Annotated in this window: 8 protein-coding genes; 4 read left to right on the top strand and 4 right to left on the bottom strand. The window is 30.4% G+C overall.

The window, feature by feature from the left end:
* Positions 1-73 precede the first annotated feature (73 nt).
* On the top strand, positions 74-718 hold the full coding sequence (locus ACSIGC_RS13095; RefSeq protein WP_442265261.1) for a YceI family protein: 645 nt from the start codon (positions 74-76) through the stop codon (positions 716-718).
* A 37-nt stretch (positions 719-755) separates the two neighbouring features.
* On the opposite strand, the gene lipB is transcribed toward ACSIGC_RS13095, so the two are convergent.
* Positions 756-1,469 (bottom strand): lipoyl(octanoyl) transferase LipB, encoded by a 714-nt coding sequence (gene lipB / locus ACSIGC_RS13090; RefSeq protein WP_442265260.1) that lies wholly within the window; start codon positions 1,467-1,469, stop codon positions 756-758.
* A gap of 276 nt (positions 1,470-1,745) precedes the next feature.
* Here lipB and ACSIGC_RS13085 point away from each other — a divergent pair, with 276 nt between their 5' ends.
* The 3 genes from ACSIGC_RS13085 (at position 1,746) to ACSIGC_RS13075 (ending at position 9,852) form a co-directional block, all read left to right on the top strand.
* Complete coding sequence (locus tag ACSIGC_RS13085; RefSeq protein WP_442265259.1) at positions 1,746-4,013, top strand: reprolysin-like metallopeptidase; 2,268 nt, start codon at positions 1,746-1,748, stop codon at positions 4,011-4,013.
* A 122-nt stretch (positions 4,014-4,135) separates the two neighbouring features.
* On the top strand, positions 4,136-7,438 hold the full coding sequence (locus ACSIGC_RS13080; RefSeq protein ID WP_442265258.1) for a reprolysin-like metallopeptidase: 3,303 nt from the start codon (positions 4,136-4,138) through the stop codon (positions 7,436-7,438).
* Between the two features lie 167 nt (positions 7,439-7,605).
* The gene (locus ACSIGC_RS13075) at positions 7,606-9,852 is read left to right on the top strand and encodes a reprolysin-like metallopeptidase (RefSeq protein WP_442265257.1); all 2,247 of its coding nucleotides are present in this window, start codon (positions 7,606-7,608) and stop codon (positions 9,850-9,852) included.
* Positions 9,853-9,919: 67 nt separating this feature from the next.
* Here the strand turns inward: ACSIGC_RS13075 and ACSIGC_RS13070 are convergent, their stop codons facing one another.
* The 3 genes from ACSIGC_RS13070 to ACSIGC_RS13060 form a co-directional block, all read right to left on the bottom strand.
* On the bottom strand, positions 9,920-12,691 hold the full coding sequence (locus ACSIGC_RS13070; RefSeq protein ID WP_442265256.1) for a TonB-dependent receptor: 2,772 nt from the start codon (positions 12,689-12,691) through the stop codon (positions 9,920-9,922).
* Between the two features lie 30 nt (positions 12,692-12,721).
* Positions 12,722-13,579, bottom strand: a complete 858-nt coding sequence (locus tag ACSIGC_RS13065) for a GLPGLI family protein (RefSeq protein ID WP_442265255.1) — start codon at positions 13,577-13,579, stop codon at positions 12,722-12,724.
* A gap of 104 nt (positions 13,580-13,683) precedes the next feature.
* On the bottom strand, positions 13,684-14,511 hold the full coding sequence (locus ACSIGC_RS13060) for a GLPGLI family protein (RefSeq protein ID WP_442265254.1): 828 nt from the start codon (positions 14,509-14,511) through the stop codon (positions 13,684-13,686).
* Positions 14,512-14,545: the final 34 nt, after the last annotated feature.

Raw genomic sequence — 14,545 nt, 5'->3', positions numbered from 1 at the left:
TTCTTCAGGCAAGAAATAATAAATATATTTGCCATGGAATATAAATTTTAAATACACATAAAACAATCTAAAAATGAAAAAACTAATCTTATCATTAGCAGTAGTAGCTATAGCTTTAACATCTTGTAAGAGTGAAAAAAAAGTAGAAACTAAAGAAGAAGTTAAAGTTGAGAAAAAAATAACTAACCCTATCAATTCTTACAATGTAAATGTTGCTGAATCTACAATGACATGGAAAGGAGATAAAAAAGTTGGAGATGCACACAACGGTACTATTAAACTAGAAAAAGGTTTATTTGATGTTGAAGCTGGTCTTTTAAAAGCTGGTGAGTTTACAGTAGATATGAACTCTATTTCTTGTTCGGATTTGGAAGCTGGAAAAGGTAAAGAGAAATTAGAAGGACATTTAAAGGCTGCTGATTTTTTCGATACTGAAAAATTTCCTACTGCAAAATTTGTAGTTGCTAGTTCTGAGGTTAAAGATGGTAAACTACACATTACTGGTAACTTAACCATTAAAGAGGTTACTAAAAGTATTACAATTCCTGCTACGTTAACTGAAAATGGAAACGATGTTACTTTAAAAAGTGATACTTTTGGAGTTGATAGAACTGATTTTGGAGTACAATATGCATCTGGTAAGTTCTTTGATAGTTTAAAAGATAAAGCGATCAACGATATTATCCAGTTCTCTTTCGATATTAAAGCTAGAAAGTAATTATATAAATATAGCTAATATTAAAAAAGCGAGCATATTATAAGCTCGCTTTTTTAATAAACTCATTTACTTCAAAAAGTTCTTTAAAATAGAAGAGTATTTTTTCTTTAACCTCGTTTATATTTAACTTTTCACCAAGCTCAACTTCCATAGAAGTAACTGATTTATCATTAATTCCACAAGGAATAATATGATCAAAATAGCCCAAATTGGTATTTACATTCAATGCAAAACCATGCATCGTTACCCATCTACTTGTTCGGATTCCCATTGCACAAATTTTTCTTGCAAAAGGAGTTCCAACATCTAACCAAACACCTGTTTCACCAGGACTTCTTTCCCCTTTTAAACCATACTCACCAATAACCTTAATAATTACTTCCTCAAGTAAACGTAGATATTTGTGAATATCTGTAAAAAAATTTTCTAGATCTAAAATTGGATAACCGACTATTTGCCCTGGTCCATGATATGTGATATCTCCTCCTCTATTAATTTTGTAAAAAGAAATCTCTTTCTCTTCTAATTGTTTTTCATTTAACAGAAGGTGTTTTATATCTCCACTTTTCCCAAGAGTATAAACATGAGGATGTTCAACAAATAAAAAATAGTTTGAAGTAGGAATATTTAATTCCTCTCTTCTATTTTTAATTTTTAAATCTACTATACTTTGTAAGGTTTTTGTTTGTAAATCCCAAGTATCTTTGAAATCTTTTTGAGATAAATCTACTAAACAGATGTTTTTATTCATATTTTTGTAATCTGTTATAAAATATTTAACATTTTATAGTTATTTTAGTTTGGTGTAGTTTGAGCAAATTTCGTGGAAAAAAATTAATTTATAAAATTTAGATGCTATCCCTAACCAATCAGAATTTCCAGGAATAATCAAAAACACCAATAGGAGTGTTAAAAAAACGTGTTATTATTTTTTTATACACTAATATTGACCTCCCGATTTAACCCAAAACAAGTAGTAAACAAAAACTTAACTATTTCGTTTATTGTTTTTTATAAATTTAACCCCATGAGAAAAATTACATTTCTTTTACTTTTTTTAACTTTTAATATAGTTAATGCTCAAAGTTCTTGGAAAAAATTAGATTCTGAAAACTTATCATTTAGAAGTAACCAATTATTAGAAAGAGACACAAATCCTCTTAAATTTGATCTCTTTAGCTTAGATCTTGCAAATTTCAAAAAAAAATTAACACTTAAATCTCGAGGATTAAATAAAACTATTGAGCTACCAAACCACAAAGGCGAAATTATAAATTATCAGATTATTGAATCTTCAAACTTTACAGAGCCAGTAGCTAAAGAATATGGTTTAATTACCTCTTACAACATAATTAGTACTAAAGATAAAACCGAAACAGGTAAATTAACTGTTGGTTCTAATGGAATAAATATTTCACTAAAATCTGGAAATCATTCTACTTTATTAATTAATCCTTATACAAAAGATAACAAAACTTATATTAGTTTTCTAATAGAAAATAATAATATTTTAGAAGATAATTTTTCATGTAAAGTTAAAAATGAAGTTGAAAGTGAATTTAATGAAAGGGTTAGTTTCAACAAACGAAAATCTATCCCTTTGAATGATGGTAACTTAAGAACTTATAAATTAGCTTTATCTTGTACTGGAGAGTACGCTCAATTTCATATTAATCAACAAGGTGTTTCAACAGGAAGTACAAACGAACAAAAAGCTGCTGTTTTATCGGCAATGAATACCTCAATTGCTCGTATAAATGGAATTTTTGAAAGAGAAATAGGTGTAAAATTAGAAATAGTACTAATTAGTGGCGACAATCCTTTAATTTTTTTAGATCCTAGTAGAGATAATTTAACAAACGACAACACTTCCACTTTACTAACTGAAAACCAATCCCTTTGTGACAACTTAATAGGAACTAATAATTATGATGTAGGCCATATTTTAGCAGCGGATAACCCTGGAGGTAGCGGAGTTGCTTTCTTGAATTCAGTCTGTGACAGAAACTTTAAAGCTGGAGGAGTTACTGAAAACATTACTCCATCTGGTGATGGGTTTGATATAATTTTAGCTCATGAATTTGGACATCAATTTGGGACTCCTCATACATGGAATGCAGATGCAGGAGTTTGTGATGATTCGAATAGATCACAAGCTACTGCTGTGGAACCAGGAAGTGGTTCAACTATTATGAGTTATGCAGGTAGATGTAACGATAGGTTTTCTAATCATAATGTCCAAAATAGAGGTGATGATTATTTTCATGCAGTTAGTTTGTCCTTAATTTGGAGTTTCATAGAGACAACTTCTTGTGCTAATCTTACAAGCACAGCAAATAATGTCCCTTCTGCAGATGCTGGTAGCGATTATACAATACCTAAATTAACACCTTTTGCCTTAAGAGGTGAAGCAAATGACACCAATAACACAGGATTAACTTATACATGGGAACAAACTGATAATGAACCTACAATTGTTCCTCCATCAGATATCAGTACGTCTGGACCTGCATTTCGTTCTTTCCCTCCTATTAGTACCCCAACAAGATACGTTCCTAAATTAGAAACTGTTTTACAAGGTAAAACTCAATCTAAATGGGAAGTTTTACCTTTTTTTGCTAGAGAATTTAATTTTGCTTTTGTCGTAAGAGACAACAATCTTGGCGGAGGTGGTACTTCAAGAGATGACGTAGTCGTTACAGTAGTTAACGTACTACCTTTCAAAGTTACAGCACCTAGTACAGCTGTGAGTTGGAATGGAGCTACTACACAAACAATCACTTGGGATAAATCTGCAACAGATCAAGCACCAATTAATTGTCAGAATGTTAGAATTAAACTTTCAACAGATGGAGGATTAACTTTCGATACCGTTTTAATTGACAGTACTCCTAACGATGGTTCTCAAGATGTTGTTATCCCTAACTTACCAACAACTCAAGCAAGAATTATGGTTGAAGCCGTTGATAATATATTTTTTAATGTAAATTCTACAAACTTTACTATTGTAGATAATCCTACTGCTTCTGTAGAAGATTTTAGTTTCAATAATTTTAGTTTATTCCCGAACCCTTCTAATGGTAGATTTAATATATCTTTTGATGTTTTAAATACCGAAGAGGTTAAACTTAGGGTTTTCGATTTTAGCGGACGTTTGGTTGAAAATGTAGCATACAAAAATGTTTCAAATAAGTTTACTACAGAATTAGATTTTGAAAAATTAAACTCAGGTTTATATCTGTTACAAATTGAAAACGGAAATCAACAAACAACAAAAAAACTAATTATAAAATAATTTAAAAGAGCGCTTTAAGTGCTCTTTAATTAACCTTTTTATTTAAGAATCAATAAATTACTACTGTATGTTTTTTTATTGTTTTTTATTGTTTTTTATTGTTTTTTAAAAAATTTCACCCCATGAGAAAAATTACATTTCTTCTACTTTTTTTAGCTTTTTGTATAGCTAACGCACAGAGTTCTTGGAAAAAAATAGATTCTGATAAGTTATTTTTTAGAAGTAACCAATTATTAGAGAGAGATACGAACCCTCTTAAATTTGACCTCTTTAGCTTAGATCTCGAGAATTTCAAAAAAGAATTAAATCTTAAATCTCGAGGATTAAATAAAACTATTGAGCTACCAAATCACAAAGGCGAACTTATAAATTATCAGATTATTGAATCTTCAAACTTTACAGAACCAGTAGCTAAAGAATATGGTTTTATTACCTCTTATAATATCGTTAACAATGAAGACAAAAGCGAAACTGGTAAATTGTCTATAGGAATAGATGGTGTTCATGTTACGCTATATTCAGGGAAAAGACCTACACATTACATAGATCCTTATACCAAAAATAATAAAACATATATTTCTTACAGTAGAGCTAATATTAACAAACCTAGTTCAGGATTTGGATGTAATTTATTAAAAGATGTTAAAATTCCTTATTCAAATAAATTAAGTACTAGAAATCCTAATGATGGAACCCTAAGGTCATATAGATTAGCTTTATCGTGTACTGGAGAATACGCTCAGTTTCATGTAAACAGACAAGGTTTATCTTCAGCTACAGCAGCGCAACAAAGAGCAGCTGTACTATCTGCTATGAATACAACTATGGCTAGAGTTAATGGGTTATTTGAAAGAGATTTAGCTGTACACATGAATATTGTTTTAATCGCTGGAAGTAATTTATTAATTAACTTAGATCCTGCTACTGACAATTTAGATAATAATAATGCTACTACATTAATAAATCAAAATCAAACTCTGTGTGATAATGAAATTGGTAGAAATGGTTATGATATAGGACATAACTTTTCTACTGGTGGTGGTGGTTTAGCTTCATTAGGAGGTGTTTGTCTTAATGGTGAAAAAGGTAGGGGTATTACAGGTTTATCTTCTCCTACAGGAGACTCTTTTGATGTAGACTTTGTTGCTCATGAATTCGGACATCAATTTGGTGCTAATCATACCTTTAATGGTGACACAGGTAGTTGTGCAGGTGCTAATAGAAATAATACTACTGCTATAGAGCCTGGAAGTGGAACTACCATTATGGCTTATGCAGGAATTTGTACTCCAAAGAATGTACAAAATAATAGTGATGATTATTTTCATGCAATAAGTATTGGAGAAATTTGGAATACTATTCAAACAGGAGGAACTTGTGCTTCCACTACAAATACAGGTAACACTGCTCCTACAGCTAATGCAGGGGCAGATTATATTGTTCCAAAAAGTACTCCACTAATTCTAAGAGGTAGTGGTTCTGATATTGATTCTGGTGCTAGTTTAACATATTGTTGGGAACAAGTTGATAATGAAATTGTAGTTTCACCACCGGTATCTACAAGTATAGGAGGAGCAACATTCCGTTCATATTCACCTACAAGTTCTCCAAACAGGTATCTACCTAGATTGCAAATAGTTTTATCAGGAGCTGTATCTGATCAATGGGAAGTAATGCCATCTGTGGCAAGAGATATGGATTTTACTTTAACAGTAAGAGACAACCAAACTGGAGGTGGTGCTACAGCATCGGATGATATGAAAATAACAGTATCTGATACTGATCCATTTATTGTAACTTCAGAACTCACCGGAGTAACTTGGGATGCAGGTAGCACACAAACTATTACATGGAATAAATCTACAACAGACCAAGCTCCAGTAAACTGTAAAAATGTTAGAATCAAACTATCAACTGATGGAGGAAATACTTTTCCTATAGTTTTAGCAGAAAATACTCCAAATGATGGCTCACACAATGTAACTGTACCTAACAATGTAACTAATTCTGCTAGAATAATGGTAGAAGCAATAGATAATATTTTTTATAATGTTAATTCTAGTAATTTCTCTATAGTCTCTAATATTCCAACTTTTGTATTAAACAATACCACTTCTAAACAAATAACTTGTAATTCCGGTAATAATACAGTAGAATACGATCTAAATTTAGATTTTGTTAATGGATTTAATGAAACTGTTTCATTTAACGCTAGTAACGTTCCTTCAGGAGCTTCTGTTACCTTTACACCAAATACTATAAATAGTGACGGAAATGTAAAAATGACTATTACTAACTTAAACGGGATAACCCCTAATAGCTACAATTTAACGATTAACGGTACTTCTACATCTGTTAATCAATCTACTGATGCAGAATTAGAAATATCAGATGGTAGTTTTTCTAGTTTTAATTTGACTGCTCCATCTAACGGAGCTACTAATGTTAGTATAGTTCCAAATTTATCTTGGGAAAATATTGCGGAAGCAGAATCTTACGACATACAAGTAGCTACAGATAATGCATTTAATAATATTATACTTAATATTAATTCTGTAACTAATTCTTTCTCTATTACTCCTCCTTTAAATGGTTTAACACAATATTTTTGGAGAGTTCGAGGAAAAAACGCATGTGGAGAAGGAAATTACACAAGTACATTTAACTTTACAACTAACAATCCTTCATATTGTACTTCTACTTTTACTGATGAAGCTGGAGGAAATGAACATATCACTAATGTTACATTTAATACAATTAATAACACTAGTGGTAATGATACTGTTGATGGATATATAGACTATACATCAATTTCAACAGATATTAATGCAGGTGATAATTACTCTGTAAGTGTATCTTTCGATCCTGCTGGATATAGAGATCACTGTTATGTTTTTATTGATTGGAATCAAGATTTTATTTTCGATGTAAGTACAGAAAGATACGACTTAGGAAGTTTAACAAGTCCAGGAGCTAGAACTGCAGACATTACAGTTCCTTCAAATGCTATTAATGGAAACACTCGAATGCGTGTAATAATTCAGTACTTTGACAATAATACCTTTATTCTTACTGATGGTGCTTGTGATACAGATCATTCATCTGAATGGGGAGAAACAGAAGATTACACAGTTAACGTTATTAACAATACTGCTTCTGTAGAAGATTTTAGTTTCAATAATTTTAATTTATTCCCAAACCCTTCTAATGGTAAATTTAATGTATCCTTTGATGTTTTAAATACAGAAGAAGTAAAACTTAGGGTTTTCGATTTTAGTGGACGTTTGGTTGAAAATGTTGCGTACAAAAATGTTTCAAATAAGTTTACTACAGAATTAGATCTTGAAAAACTAAATTCTGGTCTATATCTGTTACAAATTGAAAACGGGAATCAACAAACAACAAAAAAACTAATTATAAAATAATTTAAAAGAGCGCTTAAGGCGCTCTTTTTTATATAATTTAAATTGAATTTTCCTTTCTAGAATATTTTTATCAATACAGCGTTTTTATTTATACATTTGTTAAAGTCCTATATTTATTTACCATAAAACAAGTAATTAAAATCGTAAAACACTCAAATTAAAATTTCATGAAAAAAACACTATTACTGCTTTTTATTAGTATTTATGTTGTAAACTCACAGAATACTTGGGAAAAAATAAACCCAAATAACTCTAGTTTGTTAACAAAAAAAACTAAACAAACTAATCATCTACCTAAGAAGTACAGTTTATTTTCATTAAATATTAATAACTTTAAAAACCAACTGAATTTAAAAAGTCGAGGGACAGAAAAAACAATTCTGCTTCCTGATACTAATAATAATATTTCTGAATTCTTTATTAAAGAAAGCTCTAATTTTTCAGAATCTTTAGCCCCTGAATTTGACTTTATCAAATCATATTCAATTATAAGTAAACTAGATAAAAAAACCACTGGTAAATTAAGTATTGGTAGCGATGGTGTTCATATAACTTTATATAAATTAGATAAACCAACATATTATCTAAACCCTTACACAAAAGACAATTCGGTTTATATACTGTTTAATAGATCTGATTTAAATCAAAATAATTCTAATCCTGGGTGTACAGTGCTCGAAGAAAACAAAATTCAAGAATCTATTCATTATTTTGATAAAAAAATAATAAATGATGGAACATTACGCACATATAGATTGGCTTTAGCTTGTACTGGTGAATATTCTCAATTCCATGTAAATGAGCAAGGTTTAAGTTCAGGAACTGAAACTCAACAAAAAGCAGCAGTTTTATCTGCTATGAATACAACTATTGCTCGAGTAAACGGAATCTACGAAAGAGATTTATCTGTACATATGAATATCGTTTTAGTTGGTGGAACTAATCCTTTAATCAATCTTGACCCTGTTTCTGACAATTTAGACAATGATGATTCTATTGCACTTATCGATCAAAATCAAAATTTATGTGACAACATCATTGGTTCCGAAAATTATGATTTAGGACATATATTTGCTACTGGAGATGGTGGAATTGCTCGTTTTAGATCAGTCTGTGTTAATGGTTTTAAAGCTGGGGCTATGACTGGGTTAAATTCTCCTATAAATGATCCTTTTGACATTGATTTTGTTGCACATGAATTAGGACATCAATTTGGCGGGCATCATACGTTTAATGGTAATACTGGAAGTTGTATCGGTGGAAACAGAAATGATGAAACTGCTATTGAACCAGGAAGTGGCTCTACAATTATGGCATACGCAGGCATCTGTCACCCTAATAATATTCAAAATAATAGTGATGACTATTTTCATACAATAAGTATTCAAGAGATGCTTGGTTTTATTCAAAATAGCACTCCTTGCAGTTCGAATTCAAGTACGGGAAATACCGCTCCTACAGCTAATGCTGGTTTAGATTACACAGTACCTAAAAGAACACCTTTAATATTAAGAGGTAATGGATCTGATAACAACACTTCTGCTAACTTAACATATTGCTGGGAACAAGTTGATAATGAAATTGTCATCTCTCCTCCTTCTTCAACAAGTACAGGTGGGGCATCATTTAGATCTTTTACTCCAACAACTATCCCTAACAGATATTTACCTAAATTAGAAACTATTGTTTCAGGTGAATTTTTCTCTTTTTGGGAAGTTATTCCTGAAGTAGCTCGAGAAATGAATTTCACATTAACTGTAAGAGACAATCAACCTAATGGTGGAGCTGTTGCTTTTGATGACATGAAAGTTACAGTTATAGATGCTAAACCTTTTACCGTTACATCTCCAAACACAGAGGTTAGCTGGGATGGAGCAACGGCTCAAACTATTATTTGGGATAAATCTACAACAGATCAAGCTCCTATAAATTGTAAAAATGTACGCATTAAATTATCTACAGATGGTGGTCTTACTTTTCCAACTGTGATTATTGATAATACTCCTAATGATGGAATAGAAACAGTTATTATTCCTAATATGGCTACGACTGAGGCTAGAATAATGATTGAAGCTGTGGATAATATCTTTTACAATGTAAATCCAACAAATTTTACAATTATTAACAATCCGAATGCAGGAACTGGAGAAGTTATTGACTTTGCAAATTTTAGTATCTTCCCAAACCCTTCAGAAAACAAAACTTTTAATTTAGTCTTTGATATTGAAGCTTTAAGTTCAGTAAAAGTTCAATTATTTGATTTAAGCGGTAGATTAGTAGGAAATAAAGAATTTAGTAATACTACAAACAAATTTGCTGAACAACTTAATTATAATAATATAACTTCAGGGTTATATTTATTACAAGTTGTGAAAAATGATAAAACAGAAGTAAGAAAAGTTATTATTAAATAGCATTCTTAATTTTATATATCAAAAAGGGCGAGGAATACCTCGTCCTTTTTGTTGATTAAAACAATAATTATAAATTATATTTTACTGAAAAAGTAATATATCTTGGTTGGATTATGTAAGCTGAAGAGCTATTAAAAATGGTATTAGAACTATCTTGATTTAAAGATTTTGTATCTAAAATATTTGTCACCATCATTTTGTATTCCCACTTACTATCTTTCTTTTGATAAGTTAAATTTGCATCCCAAAAACTAAAATCATTTAGTGTTTCAGATTGATTTCTGTAGTTATTATAGGTGTATTTTGTATTAAATATTAAATCTCTGGTGATAAAAGCATCGAAATTAATAAACGGGCTGTGTGTAGTAAATGTATTTACAATTCCTCCTTGATCATACCTATTAATACTTACATTATAACCTACATCAAAATTTGGAAACTCTCTAAAGTTTGTACTAAACCTTGTTCTATAAGCTTGAGTAAATGAATTTGACTCTCTATTCTCATTTTCATTTGTAAAACGATTAAAAAACAGGTTGTTTGAAACTGAATAACCTACATTTCCGCCGACTGTAACTTTAAATTTTCGATAACTCTTTTGAAAATTAGCATTCGCTGAAATTGTTTCATCTGGGAATATAGAATTGATTGATGTTGATACTTGATCTACTCCATTAAACGTAGTTAATCCTTTTACCGCATCTATAAGTTTACTGTAATTTACGCTAGCAAAAATGTTTGTGTAATTAAACATATTAAAACTGAAATAACTCAAGTTTACATTGTGTGATAAAGAACTTTCTAATTCTCTATTTCCTGAGTACAACCTATTGTAATTATTAAATACAAAACCTTCTGCAACTCTATTTATATCTGTAAAACTTACTTGTTGACTATAATTTAATCGTATAGTTTCCGACTTTTTAAGTGCTACTTTTATAGAAGCATCTGGTAATAATTTTGTAAAACTATTATCAAAAACACTTCCTAGTTGTGTGTTTTTTGCTGAATACTGATGTGCTGTAAATCCTTGATTAAAAGTAAATATTCCTGTAATAAACTTATAATGTAAACCAGCATAATAATCATCGAAAGTATAATTTACATCATTAATTGAGTTTACATTACTTATAGAATTCGTTGTTCCATTTTCTAAAACTTGAAAAATATTAGAGTTGAATTGCTGATCACTTACAGTAGTTCCTAAAGTTACATTTAAATTACTCTTTGGGTTAATCACATAAAAGTAATCTAACTTAGCATCTAATTTATTTGTTTTGACTCTTTTATTCTGAGAAACATCAAAAGGAACAGGACTTTCATCAACTAAACCTAGAACATTGAAAAAAGATAAGTTTTCTAACTCAGCATTGTAAAAAGGATCTTCATTTTGCCATAAATATTGAGCTTCTAAAGCAAATATATTACTGTCGTTTAATGTATAATAATAATTCAAATTTTGACTAATTGAATACGGATTTTGACTAGATAGTTGATGAATTGGAATAGACTCATCTGCATCATTTAAATAGGTACGTGTAGAATTTAAACTTTGTATTTCTTCTTGATTTGAAATTTTAGCGAAAACATCATAATCAAATTGATTATCGGTATTTGGGCGATAACTTGAACTTAGTTTTAGTAAACCTAAATCACTCCTTTGTTTAGAAACACTATTTATTTCTTCAGTATTAATAAATCTAATCGAATTTGGATCTGTTCCATTGAATGGCGGCAAAGCAGAAGCATCAACATTTTCATTGATATAATTTCTTATTGTATTTTCTTCCATATCTACTTCTGATCCAGAGTAAATTCCGAATCCACTTAAATCCCAATTCTTTTTAGGAGAATAACTAAAATTCACTGCTCCGAATCTTGATTCGATTTCTTTAGCTCTGTTGTTTCGAAGTGTTAAGAAACCTATATCAGATGACGCTACATTAAAACCTGTACCTCTTCCTCCGGCTCCTCTAAATCCACCAGTAAACTTAAAGTAATCTCTACGTGTAAATGGAACCTCACCAATATTATTAAAATCTGTAATTAAGTTTAAACTATATTTCGGACTGTAATAAAATAGCTTTGGATGTACGATATATCGGCTATCTTCTGTTGCCATTCCTACTCCCGCAGAAACCTCTCCAAACCAAAAATTCTTCTTTCCTTCTTTTAGTTTTAGATTTATAACAATATTATCTTCATTATCAGTAACACGACTCATCTGACTAACTTCACTATGATTTTTTAAGACCTCAACTTTATCAATCGCATTAGCTGGAATATTTTTAGTAGCAAGTTTAGAATCTCCATCAAAAAAATCTTTTCCTTCTACCATTACCTTTTTTACTGTTTTTCCTTCGACTTGAATTTCTCCTTCATCGTTTACCTCTACTCCAGGAAGTTTTTTTAGTACGTCTTCTAGCTTTTTTTCTGTTCCGCTTTTAAAGGAATCTGCATTGTACACAATTGTATCACCTTTTACAGTTACAGGCATTTTAGAAATAATTTCTACTTCATCTAAAGTATTATCAAAAAGTAAAACAATATCTTTTTTAATATCACTTTCTTTAGTGCTAACGTTAAACTCACCTGTTTTCATTCCTACATAACTCGCTTTAATGATATAGCTAGCATTTTTCTGCAAATTCAGTTTATAATTACCAAAAGCATCTGTAAATCCGTAAGAATCTACTTTGTTATCTTTTTGGTTTATAGCCAACATATTTGCCATTTCTAGCGGGTTTCCAATGCTGTCTTTTACTATCCCTGTCAGTTTAATTTGGGCACTAGTATAACAGGCAACCATTACGATCGCCAGAAAAAATATTTTTTTCATTATTAAAGTTTGATTAATTCATAAAACTTACTAAGACCTACCTCTTCTTCTGCCTCTCCACATTTCTCTCATTTCTTCCATCTTCTTTTTCACTATAGCATTATACTCTTCTCTTGTAACTTCGTCTCCTTTAGTTAAAGGCTCTATTTCTTTCTTTTCTTTAGGATTTAAAGTTACTTCTGTACATAAAATTGTAGTTTTTCCTGAATTTATTTCCAAAATTAAACCTGGTAACCCCCAATATTCTCCAGGGCCATTACTTACAGGAATTTGTGGTGTATACCATGCCGTAACTAGTATTTCTTTTGGTATTTCTAAATCTTCAGTAACTTTTTTAACTTTTGCACTATCAGGTTTCTTATTATCTTTATCTCTATTTCTACCTCTTCCTCTTCTTCTCATATTTTGCCAATCGAACTCATCAGTTTTTTTTACCATGGTAGCTTTATAACATAAATAGTTTCCTATTTGTTTTTGCTCTCCACTCATTTCCCATTTTGGCATTTCAGACGGATCTTCTATTAAAAACTTCTTTCCAAAAAACTCTCTCTCTTCTAAAAACTTTTTGTCTTGTGTATTTTTATATTGAATTCCACTAGAAAAACCTCCAAAACGAAAACCTCCTCTTCCTCCACCTGGTGCTTCTAATTTTTCTTCTTCTTCATACAATGATGAAGTTCTATTGAAATGAAGCGTATATGTTTTTTCTAACATATTCTTCATTCTTTCCATGATTCTTTTCTTTTGTTGTTCGGATAACTGACGATTTCCCCATTGATTCATATCAAAAGAAGTTTTCGATTTATACACAGCTTTTCCGTGAAAGTTTTTTTGAGCATAACCAAATGCTACTGAAAATAATAAGAGGTAAGTAAAAAGCGATTTCATAATTACATGATTAATTTTATTCTTTTCTTGTTAAAGATAACCTTAGTTATCTTTACTAAGACTTAAAAAAATTGTAAAGGTTTAAAATCGCTTCTTTAAAAAAATCACCCTCCTATTTGTATATTTATAGATTCTCCATTTCCACGATTATTTTTAAATCTTTCATTCATTTCAGCAACTTTTTCCTTCACTATTTTTTCATATTCTTCTTGATTTACTTTTTTTCCTCCCCTAGGTTCTTTAATTTTTACTTTCTCGGCAGGATTTAAAACAATCTCGGTACAAACTATGGTTCTTTTACCTTCATGTACTTCTAAAATTAAACCTGGTAAACCCCAAAACATATCTGGTCCATTACTCACTGGAATCTCTGGTGTATACCATGCCACAGTATTAATCGTTACCATTTGCTTTTTCTCCTCAGTTTCACCATCGGTCATTATGTGACTTATTTGTTCTTCTTCTCTAGTTCTCGTAGCCTTATAACACGTATATTTTCCAATCTTTTTTGTTTCTCCACTCATTTCCCATGCTTCGTCAGACAACTTGTCTTTGATTAAAAATTCTTTACTAAACACTTCTGTTTTATTCACATACTTCTTTTCAGTAGTATTTTTATAAAGAATATCGTTTCCTCCACCACTTCCGAACATCATTATTTGAACTCCTCCTGATTGAGCTGCTGGCTCTAACTCTTTATTTTGAGTATATGTTGATGTAGATTTGGTAAAGTTTAAAGTGTATGTTTTTTGAAACATTTTCTTCATTTTTTCTTGAAGCTGTTTCTGAAGATCTGAATTTGGTGCTTTATCACCTGTACTTATTTTAAGATCTACATTTCTATGTGTCTTATAAACTGCTCTTCCTTGAAAATCTTGAGCTATTGTAGTTAATGAACATAATACGGCTAAGAATAGAAATTGAATTTTCATTTTTTTATATTTTTATATTTTTATATTACTGTTT

The sequence above is a fragment of the Tenacibaculum aquaeponti genome, from assembly GCF_052084715.1.
Lineage (GTDB): Bacteria > Bacteroidota > Bacteroidia > Flavobacteriales > Flavobacteriaceae > Polaribacter.
This window is presented reverse-complemented; position numbering and strand designations above follow the sequence as displayed.

Excerpts from the sequence above, each read along its gene's own strand:
- lipB (WP_442265260.1), bottom strand. The coding sequence starts at position 1,469 with ATGAATAAAAACATCTGTTTAGTAGATTTATCTCAAAAAGATTTCAAA.
- ACSIGC_RS13085 (WP_442265259.1), top strand. The coding sequence starts at position 1,746 with ATGAGAAAAATTACATTTCTTTTACTTTTTTTAACTTTTAATATAGTT.
- ACSIGC_RS13065 (WP_442265255.1), bottom strand. The coding sequence starts at position 13,579 with ATGAAATCGCTTTTTACTTACCTCTTATTATTTTCAGTAGCATTTGGT.
- ACSIGC_RS13070 (WP_442265256.1), bottom strand. The coding sequence starts at position 12,691 with ATGAAAAAAATATTTTTTCTGGCGATCGTAATGGTTGCCTGTTATACT.
- ACSIGC_RS13095 (WP_442265261.1), top strand. The coding sequence starts at position 74 with ATGAAAAAACTAATCTTATCATTAGCAGTAGTAGCTATAGCTTTAACA.
- ACSIGC_RS13075 (WP_442265257.1), top strand. The coding sequence starts at position 7,606 with ATGAAAAAAACACTATTACTGCTTTTTATTAGTATTTATGTTGTAAAC.
- ACSIGC_RS13080 (WP_442265258.1), top strand. The coding sequence starts at position 4,136 with ATGAGAAAAATTACATTTCTTCTACTTTTTTTAGCTTTTTGTATAGCT.
- ACSIGC_RS13060 (WP_442265254.1), bottom strand. The coding sequence starts at position 14,511 with ATGAAAATTCAATTTCTATTCTTAGCCGTATTATGTTCATTAACTACA.